Source organism: Geitlerinema sp. PCC 7407 (genome assembly GCF_000317045.1).
Lineage (GTDB): Bacteria > Cyanobacteriota > Cyanobacteriia > PCC-7407 > PCC-7407 > PCC-7407.
Genome location: NC_019703.1, coordinates 3,805,915 through 3,828,894, shown reverse-complemented (window position 1 = coordinate 3,828,894; position 22,980 = coordinate 3,805,915). Strand labels below are relative to the sequence as shown.

21 protein-coding genes and 3 tRNA genes are annotated in these 22,980 nt (G+C 55.5%); 7 read left to right on the top strand and 17 right to left on the bottom strand.

Annotation, left to right across the window (positions count from 1 at the left end; genetic code table 11):
• Nucleotides 1-82 precede the first annotated feature (82 nt).
• The 3 genes from GEI7407_RS15490 (at nt 83) to GEI7407_RS15480 (ending at nt 1,593) form a co-directional block, all read left to right on the top strand.
• Nucleotides 83-1,276, top strand: coding sequence for a hemolysin family protein (locus GEI7407_RS15490; RefSeq protein ID WP_015173144.1), 1,194 nt, complete (start codon nt 83-85; stop codon nt 1,274-1,276).
• A gap of 140 nt (nt 1,277-1,416) precedes the next feature.
• Nucleotides 1,417-1,501 (top strand) — tRNA-Tyr (locus GEI7407_RS15485).
• A 20-nt stretch (nt 1,502-1,521) separates the two neighbouring features.
• Nucleotides 1,522-1,593, top strand: a tRNA-Thr gene (locus GEI7407_RS15480).
• Between the two features lie 122 nt (nt 1,594-1,715).
• On the opposite strand, the gene GEI7407_RS15475 is transcribed toward GEI7407_RS15480, so the two are convergent.
• Nucleotides 1,716-1,910, bottom strand: coding sequence for a hypothetical protein (locus GEI7407_RS15475; RefSeq protein ID WP_015173143.1), 195 nt, complete (start codon nt 1,908-1,910; stop codon nt 1,716-1,718).
• Between the two features lie 114 nt (nt 1,911-2,024).
• Nucleotides 2,025-2,098, bottom strand: a tRNA-Arg gene (locus GEI7407_RS15470).
• A 407-nt stretch (nt 2,099-2,505) separates the two neighbouring features.
• Between GEI7407_RS15470 and GEI7407_RS15465 the strand changes: the two genes are divergently transcribed.
• From GEI7407_RS15465 to GEI7407_RS21460, 3 genes are all read left to right on the top strand, one after another.
• Nucleotides 2,506-3,174 carry an Npun_F0813 family protein gene (locus GEI7407_RS15465; protein ID WP_015173142.1) on the top strand — a complete coding sequence of 223 codons (669 nt, stop codon included), beginning with the start codon at nt 2,506-2,508 and terminating at the stop codon, nt 3,172-3,174.
• A 137-nt stretch (nt 3,175-3,311) separates the two neighbouring features.
• Nucleotides 3,312-4,340 carry a hypothetical protein gene (locus GEI7407_RS15460; protein ID WP_015173141.1) on the top strand — a complete coding sequence of 343 codons (1,029 nt, stop codon included), beginning with the start codon at nt 3,312-3,314 and terminating at the stop codon, nt 4,338-4,340.
• A 275-nt stretch (nt 4,341-4,615) separates the two neighbouring features.
• Nucleotides 4,616-5,770: a helix-turn-helix domain-containing protein gene (locus GEI7407_RS21460; protein ID WP_015173140.1), complete on the top strand. Its 1,155-nt coding sequence runs from the start codon at nt 4,616-4,618 to the stop codon at nt 5,768-5,770.
• Nucleotides 5,771-5,842: 72 nt separating this feature from the next.
• Here the strand turns inward: GEI7407_RS21460 and GEI7407_RS15450 are convergent, their stop codons facing one another.
• From GEI7407_RS15450 to rsmI, 3 genes are all read right to left on the bottom strand, one after another.
• Nucleotides 5,843-6,064 (bottom strand): lipopolysaccharide assembly protein LapA domain-containing protein, encoded by a 222-nt coding sequence (locus tag GEI7407_RS15450; RefSeq protein WP_015173139.1) that lies wholly within the window; start codon nt 6,062-6,064, stop codon nt 5,843-5,845.
• A 119-nt stretch (nt 6,065-6,183) separates the two neighbouring features.
• The gene (locus tag GEI7407_RS15445) at nt 6,184-7,623 is read right to left on the bottom strand and encodes a phosphoglucomutase/phosphomannomutase family protein (protein ID WP_015173138.1); all 1,440 of its coding nucleotides are present in this window, start codon (nt 7,621-7,623) and stop codon (nt 6,184-6,186) included.
• 314 nt (nt 7,624-7,937) lie between these two features.
• A complete protein-coding gene (gene rsmI / locus GEI7407_RS15440; RefSeq protein ID WP_015173137.1) occupies nt 7,938-8,804 on the bottom strand; it encodes a 16S rRNA (cytidine(1402)-2'-O)-methyltransferase in 867 nt (288 codons plus the stop codon).
• 14 nt (nt 8,805-8,818) lie between these two features.
• Here rsmI and GEI7407_RS15435 point away from each other — a divergent pair, with 14 nt between their 5' ends.
• Nucleotides 8,819-9,706: a PfkB family carbohydrate kinase gene (locus tag GEI7407_RS15435; protein ID WP_015173136.1), complete on the top strand. Its 888-nt coding sequence runs from the start codon at nt 8,819-8,821 to the stop codon at nt 9,704-9,706.
• 22 nt (nt 9,707-9,728) lie between these two features.
• Here GEI7407_RS15435 and GEI7407_RS15430 read toward each other — a convergent pair whose 3' ends face one another.
• The 12 genes from GEI7407_RS15430 to GEI7407_RS15375 all read right to left on the bottom strand — a co-directional run bounded on the left by GEI7407_RS15430 (nt 9,729) and on the right by GEI7407_RS15375 (nt 22,939).
• Nucleotides 9,729-11,357, bottom strand: a complete 1,629-nt coding sequence (locus GEI7407_RS15430) for a hypothetical protein (protein WP_015173135.1) — start codon at nt 11,355-11,357, stop codon at nt 9,729-9,731.
• Nucleotides 11,358-11,437: 80 nt separating this feature from the next.
• On the bottom strand, nt 11,438-13,303 hold the full coding sequence (locus GEI7407_RS15425; RefSeq protein ID WP_015173134.1) for a GtrA family protein: 1,866 nt from the start codon (nt 13,301-13,303) through the stop codon (nt 11,438-11,440).
• A gap of 242 nt (nt 13,304-13,545) precedes the next feature.
• Complete coding sequence (locus GEI7407_RS15420; protein WP_015173133.1) at nt 13,546-14,940, bottom strand: DUF2142 domain-containing protein; 1,395 nt, start codon at nt 14,938-14,940, stop codon at nt 13,546-13,548.
• A 35-nt stretch (nt 14,941-14,975) separates the two neighbouring features.
• A complete protein-coding gene (locus tag GEI7407_RS15415; RefSeq protein ID WP_015173132.1) occupies nt 14,976-15,665 on the bottom strand; it encodes a glycosyltransferase family 2 protein in 690 nt (229 codons plus the stop codon).
• 3 nt (nt 15,666-15,668) lie between these two features.
• A complete protein-coding gene (locus GEI7407_RS15410; RefSeq protein ID WP_315863828.1) occupies nt 15,669-16,181 on the bottom strand; it encodes a class I SAM-dependent methyltransferase in 513 nt (170 codons plus the stop codon).
• Between the two features lie 299 nt (nt 16,182-16,480).
• Nucleotides 16,481-17,875 carry an amidohydrolase family protein gene (locus tag GEI7407_RS15405; protein ID WP_015173130.1) on the bottom strand — a complete coding sequence of 465 codons (1,395 nt, stop codon included), beginning with the start codon at nt 17,873-17,875 and terminating at the stop codon, nt 16,481-16,483.
• Between the two features lie 256 nt (nt 17,876-18,131).
• Complete coding sequence (locus GEI7407_RS15400) at nt 18,132-18,449, bottom strand: Mpo1-like protein (protein WP_015173129.1); 318 nt, start codon at nt 18,447-18,449, stop codon at nt 18,132-18,134.
• A gap of 89 nt (nt 18,450-18,538) precedes the next feature.
• Nucleotides 18,539-19,042, bottom strand: a complete 504-nt coding sequence (locus GEI7407_RS15395; protein ID WP_041268490.1) for a sterol desaturase family protein — start codon at nt 19,040-19,042, stop codon at nt 18,539-18,541.
• Between the two features lie 131 nt (nt 19,043-19,173).
• Nucleotides 19,174-20,442 (bottom strand): hypothetical protein, encoded by a 1,269-nt coding sequence (locus tag GEI7407_RS15390; protein ID WP_015173128.1) that lies wholly within the window; start codon nt 20,440-20,442, stop codon nt 19,174-19,176.
• A 175-nt stretch (nt 20,443-20,617) separates the two neighbouring features.
• Complete coding sequence (locus GEI7407_RS15385) at nt 20,618-21,505, bottom strand: hypothetical protein (protein WP_015173127.1); 888 nt, start codon at nt 21,503-21,505, stop codon at nt 20,618-20,620.
• Between the two features lie 75 nt (nt 21,506-21,580).
• The gene (locus GEI7407_RS15380) at nt 21,581-22,084 is read right to left on the bottom strand and encodes a hypothetical protein (protein ID WP_015173126.1); all 504 of its coding nucleotides are present in this window, start codon (nt 22,082-22,084) and stop codon (nt 21,581-21,583) included.
• 201 nt (nt 22,085-22,285) lie between these two features.
• The gene (locus GEI7407_RS15375) at nt 22,286-22,939 is read right to left on the bottom strand and encodes a methyltransferase domain-containing protein (RefSeq protein ID WP_015173125.1); all 654 of its coding nucleotides are present in this window, start codon (nt 22,937-22,939) and stop codon (nt 22,286-22,288) included.
• Between the last annotated feature and the right edge of the window lie 41 nt (nt 22,940-22,980).

Genomic DNA, 22,980 nt, shown 5'->3' with positions numbered 1-22,980 from the left:
CCGGACCAATGTCCAAGCGAGAGAGGCCAGAACTGGCGTCCTCGCTAACTTTCTCAACCAATACTGGGTTTGCTGGTTATCCGTGAGCTTTCTATCGATTCATCCTCTGCTGGCTGCCACCGAAATCCAGCCCTTGCTGGGCAGCGTCACCCTCGATCTGTTGATCTTGGTCCTCATGCTGGTTCTCTCGGCGTGCTTCTCCGGCTCCGAAACGGCCATCACCGCGATGGACAACCTCAAGCTGCGATCGCTGATCAAAGAGCAAGGCGACCCCAGCGGCACGTTTCGCCTAGTGCTCGAAAACCGCAGTCGCTTCATCACGACCCTTCTGGTGGGCAACAACCTCGTCAACAACTTCTCGGCCATCTTGACCAGCAACCTCTTTAGTCTCTGGCTGGGCAACCGAGGCATTGGCGTGGCTACCTTTGTCGTGACCATCTTGGTGCTCACCTTCGGCGAGATTGTCCCCAAATCTCTGGCCATCAACAACGTCATGCCCATTTTCATGGTCGTTGTGCAGCCGATTTATTGGTTCTCGCGCCTGCTGTCTTGGCTGGGCATCATCTACTTTTTCGAAACCATTGCCCAGGTTGCCATTCGCACCTTCCAGGGCAACGTGGTGCAGCAGGGCGAATCGGTCAAAGACCTCCAGCTAATGATCGAAATCCTCGGGGGTAAAGGCAAGCTAGACCTCGACAAGCACAAGCTGCTCAACAAAGCCCTCATGCTCGATCGCCTCAGCGTTCGGGAAATCGTCAAGCCCCGCATCGACATGCGCACCATTTCCCATGAGGCATCTCTGCAAGAGCTGGTCACCCTCTGCCTAGAAACCGGTTTCTCGCGGATTCCGGTGCAGGGGGAGTCCAAAGATCAAATCGTGGGCATTGTTCATCTAAAGCGCACCCTCCAGCAGCTGAGCGTCCTGCGCCAAGACGGCCTGGAGGACGGTCGGGTCGTGGATGCCATGGACCCACCAGTCTATGTTCCCGAAACCAAGCGAGTAGCGGACTTGCTGAAGGAAATGCTCCAGCAGCGCCTGCACATCGCCATTGTGGTGGACGAGTACGGAGGTACGGTGGGCTTGGTGACCCTCGAAGACCTCCTAGAAGAGCTGGTGGGTGAAATCTATGATGAGAGCGACTTTCCGGCCCGGATGGCCGCTCAGCAAGCGATGCGCCTAAAGGCGGCTCGTTCAGGTCGGGCGAACCGCTCGGGCCGCGGGGATGCCAATGCTGCTCGCCGGCGATCGCCCACCGCCGACTCTGACGCGCCCTAGCCGTGAGCCGCCGATCTGGGGATCGCTAAAACCGCCGATTGCCTCCTGATTCGCGGGATTCTCACCCAATTTCCCAAAACTTTTAAAAAACGTTTGACTTTCAAGTTGCCTGTGCTACTATTAGAACCCGTGGGACAAATGGGTCGGTGCCCGAGTGGTTAATGGGGGCGGACTGTAAATCCGCTGGCTACGCCTACGCTGGTTCGAATCCAGCCCGGCCCACCACGAACCAGGTAACTGGTTTTGCCCGTGTGGCTCAGTGGTAGAGCACACCCTTGGTAAGGGTGAGGTCACGAGTTCAATCCTCGTCACGGGCTCTTAAAGCAAAAGGGAGGATCCTAAATGGGTTCTCCCTTTTTTGTTGTGTATTGACGGTGGGTCGGGAGACTAGGCTAAGGGCGATCGCCGGAAAGAGCCAATCCGCTCGCCAACCTCTGATCTAGCTATTTCGTAGTCCCGTTATGATGCCAATCCCGATCGTGATCAGCACGAGGGCTACGATCACGTAGCCAGGGATCGCCGTCAGCAGCCCTGATCCCTTCAGCACAATCAGCACAGCTGTGACGACCAGCGCTAGGCCAAAAATTGAAAGCAAGATTTTGATGCCTGGCTGAGAGTTGGGCGAGCGACTCATGTGATGAGACTCCAAAAACTATCCGCATTTCAGCATCACAAAGACGCCTGCGCAATCCTCTCAAGACGCAGTTCAGTCGGCGAGAATCGACAAGAATCCAGAAAGTTTGTGAAACGCCCCAGGCAGGACTCGAACCTGCGACCGACTGCTTAGAAGGCAGTTGCTCTATCCAACTGAGCTACTGGAGCTAGAAAGAAGCTTAACTAGGTGCCAAAGAAAGGTTTGGCGGCCATGAACTCCTTATATCCTAGGGTACCTGCTTGGGTATCTCGTTGAGAACCGGTTGCCAGACTTGTTCCCTAATGCGATCGCAATCCTACCAAAATGCGCCCTGCATTTGTAGTCTCCGCTCAGAGGCCGCTAAATTTGACGAGGTCGCAATGTCTGTAAGGAAGAGTTGTTAAAACAAGTGTTTTTTCGCTTCAGGGGTACACTAAGAACCATTCAAATGTAGTTTTGGGTAGGATAGGGTGTTAATCGACGCGATTGCTGCTTTGCCGGACATTCGATTAACGACCGCGAGACGTCGTCTGCGCTGCGGGCAACTCTTTGAACGCCAGCCTTCCCGGCCCTGACAGGAGTCAATAGCAGTGTCATGTTTATTCTTAAGCCGCAGGATGTTGAAATCTCCAGCATTCAGCACCCCAGTCGAGATCAAAAGATTCCAATCCTCCAGTATCAGGGCCAAACCTTTCGCCTTATTAGCGTCTTCAATGCCAGCCAAGAGGACGAGGCCAGAGCCTTTTGGCGGGATCTGACGGACAATCGCGGTAAGGCGTGTGTTTTGCTCGAAGAGCCTCAGCGCTACAGCGTTTGGGGAAAGATTCGCCTCGAGCAGCTGGGCGCTGATTCTGGGGGATCGGAGGACGCTAAGGAGTCCTTTACCCAGGCGGCGATTTTGCTGCTGCAAGCGTTGCACATCGACATTGAGGATTTGCTGGGCAATCGGCAGGCGGCTGCGTTCCAGAAAGAAATTAGCAGTGTTTTTCAGCAATGGAAGTTTCCTCAGACAGAGTCGCCTGAGGCGATCAACTATCTGCTCACAATGGATCCTTTGGCGGGCGGACAGGTGCCGCCGTGGCAGGAGCACCACCTGAATACGCTGTTGCAGGAACTGCACCGCTTGGGAAAGGACTATTTTGGCAATTTGAGTTTTGTCGAGCGGGCGATGGATGCTTTGCAGGATCTGCCGGCGGGCGATCGCCAGCAGTTTCAGGGCTGGCTCAAGCAGTCGCCGCTCGGGCGTTTGTGGGGGGTTGGTTGAAGAAACGTTGATAAATATGCGTCAGGTTTCATCAATTGTGCGACGCTTAGGTACAATCTTGACGCTTGGGCGATCGCGCCTGCACCTGAGTCTAGGATTCATTCTTTGTTAATCGTTATTGTTATTGCATCTGTCCTATGAGTAGCTCCTCGGACAAATCATCTCCGTCCAAATCATTTTTGAGCACTCAAACGCTTATTCTTTCGGCGGTCGCCTGGGCTGTCTTTGCGCTCTTCTTCTTTTTATTGTTTAGTCGCTCGACGGGTTCTGGCGATCTCGATCGGCCGCTGTGGTACCTGATCAGCACCTACGTTCTCGAGCAAGGAGCTTTCTTGAGCGCCTCGCTGCTGTGTCTGCGCAACTGGCGCAGTTCCCAGGTGATCAGCGGCCGCAATGTGTGGCTGTCCATTGGACTGGGGATGCTCTTTTACTTCGTTGGCAACCTGTTCTTTGGCTACTGGGAACTGGTTTTGCGGCGGGAGCCCCTGGTTTCTTTGGGGGATGTGTTCTTTGTCCTGAGCTACGGCTTTTTGGCCTTCGGCATGATTTTGGCGGTGACCTCACGGCGCCTCAACCTGGAAAAATGGCAGTGGGCGACGGTCGGAGGCATTGCCGTGGTTGGTGTCTTGATTGCTTGGCTGCTGTCGTCTGCGGCACCGCCCGGTCTGACTCCGGAAGCAGCAACTCCCTCTCCGGCGGCTTCTGCCCAGCGCCCAGCGGCTTCTCCAAGCCCGCTGCCGGGCGGGGCGCAGCCCCAGGCAGCACCGCCAGTGAGCGGGGAGTCGGCAGAATCAGACGCTGAGGATGCCAATACGGCGGGCTGGGTGTTGACCACCGAAAAATATCTGGAGCCTCTGTCGGAGCCGCTCAAGCTGTTCTATATTGTGGCGGATATTGGTCTACTGATTGTGGCAACGACGCTGCTGCTGGCGTTTTGGGGAGGACGTTTCTCCCAGTCTTGGCGGCTGATTGCGGCGGCGGCCTTTTGCCTCTACATTGCGGATATCTGGCTGAACTATGCTCAGACGTTTTTGCCGGACTATCAAAGCGGCGGCCTGCTCGAGGTTTTCTGGGTGTTTAGCGGCGTCTTGTTTGGGGCAGGGGCGGTTTTGGAGTACGACGTGTCGAGCAAGGCGACGCGGCGAAGCAGCCGTCGTCGGGGCTAGAGGGTTGGGCTTTGGGCGGTCTTGGGGCTTGGCGATCGCCTGCTAAAGTTGCTCTGGGTAATCCCACGAACCCGGCCAAAGTGCAGTAGGATAAATACTCTAGCGCTTGCGGAGGCTTAAGCTTACTCCGATGGGTGAACTGCTTGCCTGTTTTAGGTAGAGGCAGTCTCTTGAGAGCGATCGCGGCCTTGGCTAAGTCTCATAGATGGCTAAAGGGCGATCGCGCGTTTGGGTAAACAAGTCTTTGCGGTTCTCGCTGTTTCGGTACTTGCGGCATGTCCTCTAGAAAGCTATCTGAACAAGATATTCAAGAATTGCTGGACCTGTATCGCCAGCCAGGAGAGACAACGTCTACCTTGGCCAGTCGCTACGGGGTCAGCAACTCAACGGTGAGCCGCATTCTCAAAAATAGTTTGCCGGAGACCGAATACGAGATCCTGGTGCAGCAAAAGCGCTCCTCGCGCTCTCAGCCGTCCGTAGAGGCTGAGCCGACGCCTGAGCCCCCGGCGATCGCCCCTGAGCCCGCAGCTTCCTCAAAACCCAAGCCTAGCCGGGGCCGCAAAGCTGCCAAGTCTGAGCCTGCGGAGGTTCCAGCGGAGCCTGAAGCTGCTCCCCCGTCTAAGGCGGAGACGCCGAAGCCCACCAAAAAGAAAGTGGCGCCTCCGACAGCCGACGCGGCGATCGCCTCAGAACCCGAGCCCGCCCCAGAAACTCCCGAAGCAGCATCCGCTGAAGACTCGAAAGTCTCCGAGTCGAGCGAGTCACGCCGCGTCCGCAAACGTTCCTCGCGCGGCCCTACGCGAAATTCGGCTCGCCAAGAGGATGAAGCTCAGCTCAAGCTAGAGTTGCCGAGCCTGAACGGTGCTCAGCCCAAACGCCAAGCGCCTGATCTCGAAGCTTCGCCGCAGCAAGCCCCGGAGGTCGATGCAGAGGAAGAAGATCTAGCCTACGTGCCGGACTCCCGCGAAGACCTCGACGATGAAGATGAGGACGAAGACGATCTCGATGATCTAGATGATCTCGATGATGACGACTTTGGGGATGAGGACGACGAAGACGACGAAGACGACGACGAGGAGAGCGGAGCACCCAAGCTGCGCCAGAAGGTCATCTCTACCGAGATCGTCAAGATTCTGCCTTTTGCAGAAGCGTCCTTGCCTAAGGTGTCCTATCTGGTCGTGGATCGCCTAGCGGAGCTGGTGGCGCGCCCCCTGCGAGAATTTGGTGATCTGGGCCAAATCCCGGAGGCAGAAGTTCAGGAAAAAACGCTGCCGATTTTTGATAATCACCGAGTGGCGCGGCGGTTCTCGAAGCGCAACCAGCGGGTGATCAAGGTGCCTGACAGCAACATGTTCCAAAAAGCGCTGCCTTACTTGCAGGCGAAGGGCATTACGCGGCTGCTGATCGATGGTCAGGTGTACGGCTTCTAGATTGCTGCTAAGCCAGTGAGCGCCCAGGAGTCCTGGGCTGCTCGCACAGGCCTGTGGGATAGACCTGCAAAATTATTCGCTAGAGCGGCTCAAGAAGGGACGAGCGATCGCCACTAGCATCATGCCGCCCGCTGCGCAGAAAGCGAGTACCAGCCCAAAGGGAATCTCGACGGTGCGGAAGATCAGGAACCGCAACGACACTGGGGTGACGTTCTGGATGGAAATCAGGGCGATCGCCACGACCCAAGCCGAGACGATCAGGGCTGTGAGCAGCGTGTTGAAGGTTTGCAGCATAGCAAGGGTGATCGAAAAGAAGGGGCTCAGGAGTTGCTAGCCCCAAATTTACCAAAAAACAAACATGGGCGGCTGCAAGCAGCCGCCGCCCATCTAATTTCAAAAGCGCGATCGCCGCTCTAGACCGTAGCGGGCTCGAGCTTCTGTATCATGGCCTCCATCGCCGCAGCGACTTTGGTTTCTTTCTCGGGGCTATTGGTTTCGAGGTACACCCGCATCAGCGGCTCCGTTCCGGAGGGACGCAGCAGCACCCAGCCGCCGTCTTCCAGATAGAGCTTGATGCCGTCCTTGCGACCGACTTCCTTCACCTTGATCCCGGCAACTTCGCTGGGAGGGTTGTTGATGCAGCTGTCGAGGACTGCTTTCTTGTGAGCGTCGTTGAGGTGCAGATCGAGGCGGGTGTTGTACAGCGGACCGCCGGCTTCCTTGATGGCTTCGTCGACGAGCTGCGTCAAGGGCTTGCCTTCGTAGGCGATCGCCTCTGCCACCAGCATATTGGCCAAAATGCCGTCTTTCTCGGGGATGTGGCCGATAATGCTCAGGCCGCCAGACTCCTCACCGCCGATGAGGACCTCGGTTTCCCGCATTTTTTCGCCCACGTACTTGAAGCCGACCGGCGTCTCGTACAGCGGCAGGCCGTACTGCGCAGCCATATTGTCGAGCAGGTGGGTCGTGGCGACGGTGCGCACGATCGCCCCAGACTTGCCGCGATTTTTCACCAGGTGACGGGCCAGCAACAGTAGCACCGTGTTGGGGGTCAGGACATTGCCCTGCTCATCGACTACGCCAAAGCGATCGCTGTCGCCATCCGTAGCGAGGCCCAGATCGGCCTGATCTTTTTTGACTGCGGCAACCAGGCCTTCGAGCTGCTCGCCCTTGGGCTCAGGCATCCCGCCGCCAAACAGCACGTCGCGGTAGGTGTTGAAGGACTCGACCTCGCAGCCGCAGTACTCGAGCACTTCGTCGAGGTAGCCGCGGGAGGTGGAAAAGAGCGCGTCATACTTGACCTTTAGCTTGGCTGCGCGAATCCGCTCGACATCGAGCAGGCTGTAGATAAATTGTAGATAAGCGGGTTTGGGATCAAAAGTGGTGATTTTATCGAGGTTCCGACCCGAGGGCACTTCATCGCTGGAGCGGGCAATGTTGGCCACGATGGTGTCGGTGATTTCTGGCGTGGCGGGGCCTGCGTAGTCCGGAATGTATTTGATGCCGCAGTAGGGCGCCGGGTTGTGGCTGGCGGTGAACATGAGGGCCCCGGCGGAGTTGAGATGCTTGGCGTTGTAGGCGATGACCGGGGTGGGGCAGTCCCGCTCAACAATTTTGACGGTCCAGCCAAGATCAACTAGTACTTCTGCTGCCGCGCGGGCAAACTCATCGGCGAGAAAGCGGGTGTCGTAGGATACGAGCACCGGACGATCTTTGCTGTAAGCCGTTTCTAAATAGCTTGCGATCGCCCGAGTGACTTTTCGCACGTTGGGGAACGTAAAGTCGTTGGCAATGATGCCACGCCATCCATCGGTACCGAATACGATTTCTGTTGAATTGCTGGCTGCACTCATCTGGGCGACTCTCTCTTGTTCACACTTTATCGTAGCAGCGCGGTCTTCATCCGAAATTCAGCGCTAGGGGGATTCTACCCCTTTCTTTAGGCTGAAAATGGACTGGGTGAGCGATTTTCGCGGTTGACTTATGCCTAGGGGCAAGGGTGCCAATATTTGAAGAATTTTGCGGCTTATGGGGCAAAATTTGGCAAAAGAAGGGTGAAGCAAGCTTGAGATCGTGGGGCGAAACTGGGCGATCGCCCCTTGTGTGAATTGCTTGGGAGTCACCTGTAAACCTTCGCCAATCTTCGCGTCTAGAAAGGATTGAGCGCTTAGAAAGACTCTTCGGGAGATTCAGGTAGGGCGAGGGCGAGCTGGTAGATGTGGCGGCGAGACAGGTCGGTGCGATCGGCGAGCTGGCGGCTGGCCTGGGAGCGCGAAAGGCCTTGGCTGATCATTTGCTGAAGCTCGAGCCTGAGGTCATCGTCGGACCACTGGGGCTCGCTGAGGGTAGCGCCCGCGACGATCAGGGTGTATTCGCCCTGGGGATTGCGCTGGGTGTGGTGGGCGATCGCCTCTGAAACGGTGCCCCGCCAAAATTCTTCGTGCAGCTTGGTCAGTTCGCGGGCCAAGACGATGGCGCGATCGCCCCCAAACACCGCCTCAAAGTCGTCCAGGGTTTGGCGCAGGCGGTGGGGAGATTCATAAAAAACCAGCGTTCGCGTTTCCCGTCCTAGCTGCGCTAGGCGATCGCGGCGGGGCGATCCCTTCGCGGGCAAAAATCCCTCAAAGCAAAACCGATCCGTCGGCAGTCCGGCGGCGCTCAGGGCGGTGACCACCGCGCTGGGGCCGGGAATGGGCACCACGGCTAACCCCGCTTCGGCGCAGGCCTTGACCAGTTCGTACCCCGGATCGGAGATGCCCGGCATCCCCGCATCGGTGACCAAGGCCACAGATTCCCCCTGGCCCAGACGCGAGACCAGCTCTGGGGTGCGGCTGCGGCTGTTGTGCTCGTGATAGCTCAGCTGAGGCGTCTTGATCTGGAAGTGGTGCAGCAGCTTGCCGGTGTGGCGCGTGTCTTCGGCGGCGATCACGGTCACGGTCTGCAAAATCCGCACCGCCCGAAAGGTCATGTCTTCCAGGTTGCCGATGGGGGTGCCCACCACGTAAAGTGTTCCCGATTTTGCTGCCGTTTCCATGGGCTTTTGCCGCTATGTCTCACCGTCCAAGCTACCACGGTCTGTTCGTGGGCCTGACGACCCTGGATCTGCTCTATGCGGCCGATCGCGCGCCCCAAGCCAACGAAAAATGCGTTGCCAAGGATGCGCTGATGGCGGCGGGCGGACCAGCAACCAATGCGGCGGTGGCGTTTCAGGCCCTGGGCGATCGCGCCACGCTCTTGAGCGTTGTGGGCCAGCATCCCGCTACCCAGCTCATTCGGGCTGACCTGGAGCCCTTAGGGGTGGCGATCGCCGATCTAGAGCCCCATCGCCTGGAACCACCCGCCATTTCCTCCATTGTGGTGACCGAGTCTACGGGCGATCGCGCCGTGATTTCCCTAAATGCCGCCAAGACGGCTGCAGACCCAGAGTTGGTCTTGCCCCAAGTCCTAGATGACGTTGACATCGTGCTAATTGACGGTCACCAGATGGCCGTGGGACGGGCGATCGCCCAAGCTGCGCGGCGGCGAGGGATTCCGGTCGTGATCGACGGCGGCAGCTGGAAGCCCGGCTTTGAAACCGTCTTGCCCCTGGCGACCCACGTGATTTGCTCAGCTAACTTTCGGCCGCCGACTGCTTCAGAGGACGTGCTGGACTACCTGGAGTCGCTCCAGATTCCGGCCGCTGCCATCACTCACGGCCCCGACCCGCTGGAGTTTAGCGATCGCGGTCAGCGGGGGGCGATCGCCATTCCCCCGATGCCGGTCGTTGATACCCTGGGGGCCGGAGACATTTTCCACGGTGCCTTTTGCCATGGCATTCTGCGTCATCCTTTTCCCGCAGCCCTCCAGTTCGCTGCGGCGGTGGCGTCTCACGCCTGCCAGTCCTTTGGGACGCGCCACTGGATTGGCACCCTGCCTCCCAGGAATCTAGAATCTTGACCGAAACCAACCTGAAAAACCACTATTGGGCCGAATTTTTCGCGGTTTCAAGCGGACAAATCTGGGTGAGCTTGGGCGATCGATAAAATCCATCAATTAACTGATAATTTTTAGCCAGAAACTCGTTAAGAGGGGCTAGATAAGTTTTCGGAGAATGACCCCAGATTTCAACCCCTTGATCGATAAAAACGAGTGCATTGGCCTCTGGATCTTGCAAAGCTTTCAAAACTTCCTTGAGGCCAAACTCTGCCACCCAGGGATACATATAGAAGTACCGCGACACGGTCGGCATCCGGGTCATGAAGTGAATAATCGGATCGCCGGGATAGTAGGCAAGCTGCGTTTCTGAATTGTTGCAGCTTAGCGCCCGTACTTCGAGGGCTCGCTGCTCATAGGGAAAGAAGTTTTCTAGATAAGAAAGGCCGTGGGGCTGAAGGTTGGTCAAAACGCCATGCCAGAACAGCAGCACAAGGCCCAAGCAGGCGATCGCCTTACTGCTTCGAGTAAATAAGAAGTCCTGAATTTTTTGGGCTGTCTGAGGCTGATGCAGCTTGTAAGGAAGCCAGTCGAAAATAAAAGGCGATCGCCAAATGCTAACAATAATCCAAATCCCAGAAAAAAGACCCAAAAGCGCGAAACTGGTTGCGTGCAGGCCTCCAGGAGTTCGCACTAACAGGGAAGCTGCAAAGCAATAGACAAACAGCGCAGATAGAACTTTGCGATCGATCAACAAGAGTAAAGCAAGCAGAATCACGTAGCCGCGATAGGCGAATCCGCCAACAACCTGGTGATCGGCGATTGTGAGACCCATGAAAATGGGTAAAGGCTTAAACCAGCCCCAGTCCACGGCAAACCAGTCAAAGGAAAAAATCCCTAGACCCGTGATAAGCAGCTGGAAAAACTCTGCAAATCGGTTGGGGTTCGCATAGAGATACTGACTGAGAATTTTGGAATTAAAATCTAGGTTTTGAATCCAGAAATCATCTAGGGTCTGGGTGGATAAAAGATAAATAATGTAGGGCAGCGCAACTGCTATAGAAACAATGATTAAGAATAAGAATCCTCTAATTTTGCAGCGACCTAGAAGTAAGAAAATGCACCCAATCAAGATTGGATAAATTGAAAGAGGTGATGCCAAAAAAGAAGCTGTAAAACAGAAGCCTAGAATGGCTAACTCAGTGCGTTGAACTTGACGCGATCGCAGAAAATCAAAAATAATCCAAAACGCCAGCAGCATGAAGAAGGCGCTAAAGTGCTGATAAAGCACCATGTTGCCAAAGTAAACGAGTCGAACCAGGGTCCAAATAATCGCTAAAATGCCGATCGCAATCGGCTTTCGCGTAAGCCATCCCAGGATCCCTAAAACGCTAATCTGAAAAGCTAAAACTGAGAACCTGACAGCAAAAATAGACGGCCCAAAAATGCGAAAAATAATTTCTGTCCAGTAGTGAGCGAAAGGAAAATGGTGACTGAAAATATCTCGAAAAAGAACCTTATCGTCTAATGCTAGAAATCCAGATGCTAAATTCTCGCCCTCATCGGCAAAAATGCCCCAGAAGACTTGAGTATATCCAATGCCAAGAGCAATAAAGAGCAAGGCAAAACCGACCCACCGGTGCCAAGACTGGCGGAAGGTGAAAATCTTATTCATGCTGTTTCGCGGAAAGTTTCTAACGCTAAAAGAAAGTTTTTTTAATCAAAATTGAATTGAGTGAGCTCAAAAAACGCTCGTCAAGAAGGGCGATTGGCAAAAGAATAAATCTGATGCCCGCTAAAGCTGAGAACCGCAATAAGCCCCGCAGAAATCAAGCGACTGATCGTCGGACTCCAGCTAAGCTCATTCATCATGATTTGCAGCAGTCCCAAGTTTGCCAACAGGCTATTAAGCGCCACTGCCGCAAAGACGAGATACTGAAAAAGGCTGTTTTTCCAATACACGCCAAAAACGTAGCGTCGGCTCAAGAAAAAGTTGAGGGTCAGGCCGCAGCAATAGCTAGTAAGCAACGCGAACACATACCAAACATCTAGCTTGATGAGGCTGACAAAGATGAAGACATCCACAAAGGTGGCGGCGCTGCCAGTGCCTAGATAACGGCCGAATCGCTGACCGGTTTGCAGGATGCGTTGTCGACGCGAAGCTTCACGGGCGATCGCCGCTGTGGTGGCGTCTTCTGCCCGCGCTTCCTCAACATATTCACTGTCAGAGTTGATCGACCAAAGATTATGCTTGCCTGGTTCAAGCACATTTTCAGCTGCCAGAATTCCCATCAGCAAACTATGGTCTTGGTTGTTGTACTTAAAGGAGCCATAGCGACCAACCAGCTGCAGATTTTGAAAGCTCTGAAGATAGGTTTGAAGAGTCTGCAAAGACTGCTTGTAGTCCCCGGCGTAGATTGGATAGGTTCTGGGCAGTCGCAAAACAAATCCGCCCGAAACCTTCTGATTGCCGAGCAGAGAAATCTTGCGCAAATCTTGAGCGGCCTGCTCGATCCAGCGATCGTCTGATTGAGTCCAGCCTGCTTCGTCAAAGTTGCACCAGTACTCGCAGCACAGCGGCGTTTGGTAGTCGTTGGGCAGCATGTCTGGGGACCAGTTGCGGAAGTTGGTGACTCGTCCTAGGCCCACGCTGCCATCATTGATGTACAGCCAGTTGTCGGGAAATAAGTCTGCCGCCTCGACAATGAGATAGACCAAAATCGTGTTGCGGAACTTGAGCGATCGCGCTGCATTCAAAACAGGTTCAGGCGGCAGCGGGTCCATCTGCTCTAGCAGCAGCGTGATGGGAATCGACGAAATCACGTGGCCACAGGGAGCCGTGGACTCCTCCTGAGTGGCGCGATCGCGCATCGTGACGTGGGTGATCTGGCCGTGCTGATGGTGGAGCTTGACTACCTCTGTATTGAGCAAAACCGTTTGTTGGCGCTGCTCTAGATCCTCCTGGATGCGATCGTAGAGCTGGCCAGACCCCAGGCGCGGATACTGAAATTGATCAATTAGGGTTTTGATTTTTCCATCGTTCCCTAAAAGAGCCGTCCGCATGGCTTTGCCCAACGACAGCGTTTTGATCCGCTGAGCCGCCCAGTCTGCGCTGATTTCTGTACAGGGAATCCCCCAGAGCTTCTCTGTGTAGGAATCAAAAAAGATTTCAAACAGCCGACGCCCAAATTGTCCAGAGACCCACTCAGCAAAATTTTGGGGATGGTGGTTTGGGAACAGCTTGGCTTTGGCGTAGGAGGCAATAATTCGGCTGCTCTCCCAAAAGCCCAAGGCAAAAATGGCCTCAGTTGCTTTCAACGGATAGTTAAAATATTTGTCTTCATAATAGATTCGCGTCAGCCGATCAACGGTGACCTGCTCATCTTGCAAAACCTCATCCCAAAGTGCCAAAACAGGCGCCAGCTTGGTGTAAAAGCGATGAGGTCCATAGTCCAATATAAACCCTTGATATTCCAAGCTTTTGGCCAGTCCTCCTACGCGCTGGTCTCGCTCTAAGACAACCGTAGATTGTCCTGCTTTTGAAAGCTGATAAGCAGCCGCAAGCCCTGCGGGACCTGCACCCAAGATGTATGTGGGGTTCGCAGAAGAGGAATTAAGCATGACCAAAGCGCTAATGTGACAAACTGAGCGAGGCTCAAGATTTTTCTATCGGTTGCTCGCTAAACTTTTGAGGCGGATCGTAAGAAGCGGTGTGGAAATTTTCCTCAAGGTAGCATAATGCCAAAGAATTACTGCATCCTCCCAAAGATAGATATAGCAAGAACCTAAAAGCTGAATTGAGCCTTGATTCTTGTATCGTTTGCCTAAATTTAGTGTGTCTTTGGGATGAGAAGCTGGTGGATCTAGTAGTACCTGTGAACTAAAATAGCAGCGGTCAATCCGCTAGAAAAAAGCAGGTAAAGGCTGATGAATAGAGAGAATTGTTTCTTGAGTTTGTTCAAAAATAGCCAGCGTTGGTTATAAAACAATAGAAATAATGCGGGTGAAAGGGGAATGAAATAGCGACCTTGAATTCCTTCAATGACTGTGCCGCCAACAGGAGCCCAAACAAGATAAATCGAGAGACACAAAAGGAGTCCATTTAACACAAACAGGGTGGCTAAACCTAGCTTTTTCCAGAGATGAATCTGAATTTTGCGATCGCCATCTCCCAGAGCCGCTCCGATCAAAACACCAAAGTAGGAGACGACAAAAGGAATGGGCAAAGGAACATCAACCCAGCCTAAATGACCAATAAATTGGTGTAGCCAAGTGTCTCCCAACAGATCCACGGTCTTTTTGACAACCTGAAAAAAGGCGATCGGATGGGCAAGAACGTAGGCAAGTTGACCGTCGGGGGATTGGCTCTCGGGCGGATGAAAGGGATTGAGCGGTACATAGAGCGGCTTGATCCAGCTTGCCCAGAGCAGACTGGTACCCACGCTAACGAGAAGCACAAGCCCAAACCAAAGCCAGTATCGCTGGGGGTTTTTGGCTTTGCTGATGGGAATAAGCAGCCAGAGAAATGCCAGCGGGACGTAGGCTTGTTTGGAGAGGGCCAGCAAGGTTGTCGTGAGGGCGATCGCCCCGACATCCCGGCGCGAGAGCGTTTCTGAGTCGCCGAAGGCGGTGCGCAGTACCAGGGCAACGAGAACGAAGGCCAAGCCATTGGTGATGGCGTCTGCTGAGAGCGAGGCCGCTAAAAAGAGCGACATGGGGGTCAGCAGCAGGAGCAGCATCACCCAGCGAAAGATGGGCGTGATTCTGAGAGCTGCGTAGCCGAGCGCGATCCAGGCAGCCAGGTTGAAGAGGCGTCCGACGTAGGTCAGAGCGAGGGGAGAGAGGCCCACCAGTTTGCCTAACCCTACCCCCACGGTTGCAGGAATGTAGGGAATTGGCGAGTAAAGGGCCATGGTGGACAGATGCATAAAGATGCGATCGCCCGTATCGCCTAAAGGCAGCTTTAGCGCGTCCCCCAACTGCGCGAGGCTCAGACGATTTTCGGGCTGGTGAGGGAGTCCCATAAAGGGCAGAGAAACTGTTTGGAGCGATCGCGGCAAAAGGCCACCGACCTGATTTCCCTCTTTGATTGCCATCACCTGCCCCTCAGACAGCTGATAAGCCCGATAGAAATGGAAAAACTCATCGGGTGCCTGAAAGGGCGGCGTGATGAAAATGTAGAGAACACCAAATAGGGCGGCAATCCACAAAAAGATGCGATCGGCCTGATTGAAAAGGGGCACCTTGAAGGCTTTCATGGCTGGCGTAAAGAGCCTAAAAAATGGAGTTTGCATTACCGAAAAAGGTTGTACTTCAGAATGCAAAAGATGGCTCGAAAACCGTCTTTCCAGCCAATTTTCTTGCCTTCCTTGTAGGTGCGTCCGTAATAGGAAATACCAACTTCGTAGATGCGGCAGTTGAGCTTCGAGACTTTGGCCGTGATTTCTGGCTCAAAGCCAAATCGATTTTCTTCAATCTTGATTGATTGAATAATTTCGCGACGAAATGCTTTGTAGCATGTCTCCATATCGGTGAGGTTGATATTGGTAAACATATTCGAAAGCATCGTCAAGAAACCGTTGCCGACTCGGTGCCAGTAGTACACCACGCGGTGGGGGCGACCCCCCATAAAACGAGAGCCAAAAACAACGTCGGCCTTGCCATTGAGAATCGGCTCTAGCAAGAGCGAATATTCTTGGGGGTCATACTCGAGGTCTGCATCTTGAACGATGACAACATCGCCGGTGGCCGCCGCAAATCCGCTGCGCAATGCCGCTCCCTTGCCCATGTTTCGCTCATGGTAAATCACTTGATGCACCTGAGAGGCAATGTGCGTTTTGATCAGGTCTCGAGTGCCATCGGTTGAATAGTCGTCAACAATAATAATTTCACAGTCCTTGACGGGGGATTCTCGAACTGCTTCTATGACCTGGCTGATAGTGCCCAATTCGTTAAAGCAGGGGATGATCACAGAAAGCCGCATAGGTTAACCGATCCTCTTTGCCACGGTGCAGAAGTTATTCATCCAGAGCTGAAAATACTGGTGATAAAAGTCGTCAAAACTCGCTTTCTCCACCAGGGAACGGTAAAGGCGATCGCGGTTGTAATAGCGCTTGTGATCGCGAATTTCGGCCTCGCTGACAATCTTGACTTTGTAGGCCAAAAACTCTAGAACTGGCTGAGCCCAAATCGAAGGAACCGTGAGCACTAGTGCGCCTCCCGGTTTCAAGACGCGCTGAATTTCTTGGAGAATGGATGATTCGTTTTCGATGTGCTCTAGGACCGCCAGCATCGTGACGACATCGAATTGGTTGTCCTCAAAGGGCAGCTGATCGTGCAGCCTGAGCTGGCGAGTGAAAATGTTGCCAAATTGTGCTTCTTTGACTTTGAAATCTACACCGAACCCTTCTTTGATGTGGTGAGAGATTGCTTTGAGAAAAGAGGCTGAGTGGCCACATCCGATATCAAGTAGCATGGACTGCGCTGGAATGTGGGGCATGACCCGGCGCAATCGCATTTTTCTGAGAACTGGCTCTAGAAAGGGCTCTTTGTACTTCATCCGTGGCTTGTCAAAATTAATGCAAACAATACTCACTGTCGTAAAGTCTTGTCAAGCCAATTTGCCAAAGGGCGATCGCCCCTCAATTTGGGGCGAATGTTGCCTATTCTGGATGCTTGGTGGCAGGCAAAAGAAAATCCACGGATCTAGAAATTACTTTTTCTTAGACCCGTGGATGCCTTAATTTTGATGCCCTAATTTAGGGCGGACTGTATCCGAGAGAACCTATTTGCCCTGAGTTATACAGCGGCTGCGGCTGCCTTGAGGGACTCGGGCAGGGAGTTGCGGAGGCGATCGCCGTACAGCGCCAGCGCGTTGCCGCCCAGCAGCAGGCTCAGGTAGTCGCGATCGTAATCGTTGAGCGTCGCTGCATCCTTCACGCAGTCGGTGAGGACGCCATCCCAGTGGCCATAGTCTCCCGAGAAGCAGGCAATATGCTTGCCGCACTCACCCAGGCCGGTGGGCATGTACATGGGGCCTGGATCATCCGACTCAAAAGAGGCGAAGATCTGGCCGCGCTTGAAATAATCCATCGGATCGCGGTGGCGCAGATCGTAGTGCTCGTAGAGGCTGGCGTCGTCGATCTTGCTCGGATCGTGCTCAGCGTTCCACAGCAGATCAAACAGGTTCTTCGCCTGGTTGATGATGTTGACTTTGTTCTTGGAACCGCGCTCCATCATCATGTTCTTGGTGTATTCCACCAGGGACGGACGGTAGGGGCTCTTGGGATCAAAGTCGCGAATCCGCTTCTCCCAGTGCTCGTGGAAAGCGTGGGCTAGATCGGGAATCCAGCCGCAGCCGCCTTCGAGGAAGCCGACGCGTAGATCCGGGAACTGCTCGAAGGCTCCGTCAAAGACCATGCGGGCCATGGCGAGCTGCTGCTGGTTGCGCTGCACGAAGATGTGGGTCAGCACAAAGGTCTCGGTGTGGTCGGAGATGCCGCCGACCATGTAGGAGCCGGGGCCACCGTGGATGCCGAGGGCGATGTCGAGATCCACCGCGGCTTGCAGGATGGGCCGGAAATCCGGATGGCTGATGACTTTGCAGGTGCGGATGTCGGGAAAGGCGTCAGGAGCCTTGGGGTGGGGAATGGGCATGTTGGGAGCGACGGCGACCCCGATCATGCCGAGCTCGTTGACGCAGCGGCGCATTTCTTTGACGGCTTCATCCACGTCTTGCAGCGGGATCACGCCGATGGGCTTGAGGCGATCGCCGTAAGGACGGCAGTCATCGGCGATGTAGTTGTTGTAGGCCTTGCACAGGGCGATCGCAAAATCTTTGTCGATAATGCTCGAAAAAATCAGGTTCAGGGTCCCGTAGATCACCTGAACGTCGACTCCCTCACGGTCCATGTGCTCGACCCGCAAGTGATTGAAGGTGGCACCCAGGGTCGTTTCAGGATGGAGGTTGCGGAAGCCGCCCTTGCCCAAGCCTTGGGGTTGGGGGAACATCCGGGTGAAATCTGCTTTGCCCGTGGCAGGGTTGTGGTCGATGAGGCGAGCGCGCTGATCGCCGAGGCTGTCGATCACCAAACCAATGCGATCGCGGTATTCCGGCTCCAGGTATTCCCGCAAAACGAGGGGATTCTCTAACTTGTGAGCATCCGCATCAATCACCAACAGACCTTGATACATGAAATCTCCTTCTCTAGACAGTAAATTCGCAACGAACTTCTAGACGATGGAAACAGACTCAAAATCCAAAAATTCTAGGCCTATTTCCGAAGGGACAAAGGGGGACGCTGGCTGTGGTCCTATCGATCCAAAGCGTGCTTCAAATCTCCCACAGGAAGCTTCCAGAAAATGCCGTGAATTACAGGCCGGATAATGATTTCCTGACCTAAACAGGCTGGAAGCGCAAAAACATCGCTCCGTCAGGCGATCTGAAGGGTTAGGAATGAATTTGACGGGTAGGCCGCTGCAAAAGCTGTCGCAACCCGAACCAATTTTCGAAGGACCAAGAAAGCGACGCCAAGATGGTGATGCCGGGGTACTTGCGAAAGGCGGGCTCATTTTTTTCGAAGACGGCGTGGCCCCCCAGGGCAAAAACCTGGGTGAGCACGAGGCAGATCAGCGTGAAGCGCCAATCGATGAATAGCAGCACGACTGCCGCGATCGCCAGGATATTGGTCAAATGGTGCAGCGCTTGGTTGATGGGGTGCTGATGCGAAGCAATGAAGTGGGCTTTTGCTTCTTGGAAGTAACTCACAACGGTATTCTCCTCACGCGAAACCCGTTTGAAGCGCAACTGCGCTTGTAGGCAAGATAGCGCATCTCTCCGAGAATTTCCTGAGACCTTTACCACCAGCGCAGTTGCAGGTAGCCGCGCTCTGGCTGCTGGGTTTCCTCGTCAGTCAGCCACTCCACGGGCTTGTAGGTGCCAAAAATGTGGTCCCACCAGTCCACGGCTAGGCCAAAGTTGTGGTGCCACATGCCGTACTTGTGGTGGACGTAGTGGACGGGCATCTTCATCCAGAAACACTTGGTGGGGTTTTCGTGCTGGAGCTGGTGGGCGTAGGCCGAAAAGGCCGAGTACACCAGGCCGCCGAGAAGCCAGCCGATGCCCGCTTCGGGGGAAATAAAGAACATCAGGCCCATCACCAGGATGCCGCCTTTGACGTAGTCGCGAAACTCCCACACCACGCCTTGGCCTTCGTTGCGGCGGTGGTGATCACGGTGGCGCTCCCCGATTTTGGGGGAGGCGTGCATGAGGCGATGGACCCAATACTCCAGGAGACTGGCGAGTAAGAAGGCGATCGCGAAACAGACAACACCGACGGCTACTTTTTCAATGGTCGACATCGCTTCTCCTTCCTCCAATGTTTCTATCTAGAACGCTGTATGGGGTTTGGGGGGCAGCGGTCTCAGGCGATCGCCGTCTATCCCCGCCGGACAAAAATCAATTCCATCGTATCGCGTGCTCCTAGGAGGTTCTAGGCAACCCAGATGCCCTGGAGAAAGCGCTGGAGCAGCAGGGCCTGGAGCACCAGGCTGAGGGTGGCGATCGCCTTCGCCGCCACGCCCCAAGTGGCTTTGGGAAAGCCTTTTCTGCCTGGAAATGCCCGAGGAACCTGGGTTCCCAGCTTCGCCACTGCCAGCACCAGCACCACATAAACGCAAAAGTTGTAGCGGCTCATGCTGATCAGATCGCGATTGATCAGGCCGCAAATCGAGATGTACAGCATCGCCCCGGCACAGAAGTACAGCCCCAGCCGCTGATGCCACAAACTGGGGGCGTGACGACGGGCGATCCAGCCCTCCCACGCCACCACCGCCCCCAGCAGGTACACCACCACCGGCACCGAAAACCGGCTCAAGGTGTCTGAGTCCAGCGTGGGCCAAAAGAGCTGATAAACCATGGGATTGAGCAGGGCGCCGTAGTCGGGTTGGATGTTCCAGCCGATCTGCTGGGTCTCCATGTACAGATTCCAGATGCCAAAGCGCCACTGGCAGAAGGCGAAAAAGCTGAGGCCGCCGAGGGCGGTGCAGGCCGCAATCAACAGCGATCGGCGAAAACGGCGATCGCCCCAGGTAAAGACCCGAAGGCTGGGCGTGGGCGATCGCTCCCAGACCTGAAGCACCGCATACAGCGCCAGAGGCAGACCCACAATGCGCGTCGCCGACATCAAGAAACCGTGGCCCGCCGCCGCCCAAAATGCCTTGGCTCCAGACCCGTCCCCCCAGTAAATCAGCCCCAGCAGCGTCATCAAAAAGAGCGACTCCGAGTAGCCCGCCACCAAAAAAAATGCTGTGGGATAGACAAAAACCGCTAGCACCGCCGCGATCGCGCCCCCTCTTGGGACCTCCCAGCGGCTCAGCAAGCGCAGGAAATAGGTCCAGAATCCCCAGCAAGCCAGCTGCGCCGTCACCAGCAGAGCCGCGCGGGTCGGCAGCCCCAGCACCCGCCCCAGCAGCCAGCTCAGGCCGGGATAGCCCGGAAAAAACGCCACATTCGAGACGCTGGCATTTTGGGGCGTCGGCGGAATTGAGCTGATGTAGCCCTGATCCACAATCGAGGCGTACCAGCCGCTATCCCACTGGTAGAGGCGATCGTAGGCGCTGCTCGGGTTCCACGTCCCGCTGAGCAAGTACACCCCCAGAAGCTGTAGCAGGGTCAGCAGCAACCCCCAGGCGATCGCCCGTCGCCAAGCCTGACCAGAGGAGAAGCGGCGAGCACCAGCAGTCAAAGAAACATCAGCCATGGGATGCAGCGATCCACACTTGGGGAAAGAAGGGACAAAGGCGAAAAAGCGGCCCTTCTGATGAGCGCGATTCGCTAGAGCAAGTTCCCACAAAAAAGGATGGACAAGGCATCCATCCTGGGGCAGAAATTTATCAATGGGGAAAAGTGGGCAGCCTGGACAAACCCAAGCCCGCTTAGATTTCGGCGACCGCGCGCTCGATCAGGCGGCGAGCCAGGGTCTGGGTGCCCGTGTGCTCGTAGTAGTTGGTCGACATATCCAGGAACGCTGCCAGGTAGTCCAGCTTGTCGTCGGCGACATCCACAAACTGCTGGAGATTGCCCGCCACCTTTTGGGGCGTGAGGTTGTGGGAGCTGACAAAGCTGCTCATCCAGCCCTGCACCGACTCAAAGCTTTCTTGAATAAAGCTGAGCTTGCCGGCCTTGTTGCCGCCGGGAATGATGTCATTGACGCTGTTGAAGGTCTGGTTGGACTCCAGGTCTGCGGGCTGCATACCGCCCAGGAGCGTCTGCACCTGGCGAATGAAGTCCGGCCCCAAGGGAATCAGGCCGTCAAAGCAAACCAGGGCCGCCATCCGCATCAGAGACTCGCCGCTGTAGTCGCCCAGGGACGCCACGAAGTCGCCGATGCTGTCGCCGGGGATGCCGTTGATTTGGCAGAAGGCAACCAGCTCGACCACCAGCTTGATGCACAGGTCGATGGTTTGGGCTTTGTCGGCTTTGGGGGTGAGCTTGTTGAGCATCCCCAGGAGGGCGATTTTCTCCCCGACTTTGTTGGCGAGGGCCGCAGCGCCCAGGGCTTTGTCCGTGCTGTCCACGGTCTGGTAGAGCCACATGGCTCGCTGATAGCCCTGGGATTTGTCGTTGTAGAGGTGGATGGCCCGTTCGCCGATCTGCTGGATCAGGGCTTCGTCGGTTTCGCCGGTGACGACGCGGATGGTGTTGGTGAAGCCGACGGTGTTTTGCCACTGACCGGGGATGATCGAGTCGAGGGAGCGCAGGGCAAAAACGGTGATGTTTTGGGTGGGCAGCTCGTCGACCAGTTCAAAAATGGATTTGCTCACAAATTCCTCTCAGGAAAACTAGGAAAACTCGATTTCAAAAGATGGCGATGGGCAGGGGGATCGGGGGCGATCGCCCTACTGGAGCCGCGACAGTCCTCGAAGGTCAAAGCGTTGCAGCCAGGCCTCGCGATCGCTCGCCGTAAAGGCCGGATCGCGCGAGAGGACCTTCACTTGGTAGCGATCGCCCACCAGCACAGCCGTCGCGGTGCTGCCTTGATCCACGGCGGGATAGCCACCGATGCGCTTCTGGCTGCTCTTAAATTTCTCGGCGGCGCTGGGCGTGCTGGTGGTGTCCGAGATCGCCAGCATGGCCATGTCCTTGCCGTCTTTCTTCAGCTTGGCCTCGGCAAAGCCTTTCTTCTCCTGGGTGTAGATTCGCTCGTAGCCGTCGCCCGGATCGGGGAAAAAGCGGTTAAAGCTGCTGCCCTGGGTGGCGTCTTCGGCCACGGCAGGGGTGGCGTTGCGCTGGGTGCTTTCTTGCTGAGCCTGATCCCAGCGCGAGGGAGCCTCGGCGCAGGCGCTCACCAGGAGCAGCAGCCCGAGGGCGAATGCGGCCAAAATGCTGCGCAGGTTTTTCATGGTGCGTATTCCTTCAAGGGATTGAATCTTGTTTCCCATTATCAAAAGCGCTATCCGGTCTCTCCTCCCCCCACACAAAGATTTAAGACCGCCCTTGCTCAGTAGGGCGGCGAGGGAGATGCTGGAGACGAGCGATCGCCGGATGCTCCTAGCCTAGGCGGGGGCGATCGCCCAGGCACGTCTCCAAAGGCAGAATTTCGGCTAAATCGCCGATTTTCGCTGGGCAATCACCGCATAAAAAGGATCGCCCCCCGGCACCCCGAGCCACTGCAAGAAGGCGGGCGCGGCCGACACGCGCTCGATCACCTCGGGCGCTGTGAAGCCGGGCACCGCCGCGAAATACTGCTTCACTAGCTCGACGCGATCGCCCTCAGCGCTGTCTCGCCAGATCTGGATCGCCTTCTGGTAAAACATCCGGTTAGAAAAACTCACGATCGCCACACCCCCTGGCTTCAGGACTCGGCAAATCTCCGTAAAAATCGCCTCGGGATACTGCAAATACTGCACGGACACCGTATTGAGCACCGCATCGACGCTCGCGTCCACCAGCGGCAGCTTGGGATTTTGGTTGAGATTTTGAACAAAAAAGTTGTCCAGGCAAGGGTTGCGGGCCAGTTCGGCTTGGTTGAGGCCGTGGCCTTCTACATGGGCAAAGTCCATCTCCTCGGGCAGATGGGACACCCAGCTACTCATCAAATCCAGCAGTCGCATCTCGGGCCGGAGCCGCTCTCGGTAGAGGTCCGTCAACTGCTGAATAAACCCTTCGTCCACGTGGGTGACAAACCGGGGCTGGGCATAAAAAGCCCCATCATCGGATTCATCCAGCTTGCTGCGCTGGCCAGGGTGAAGCAACATAAACCAGAAAATAACTGGGCTCAACAACTCCTCCAGCGTAA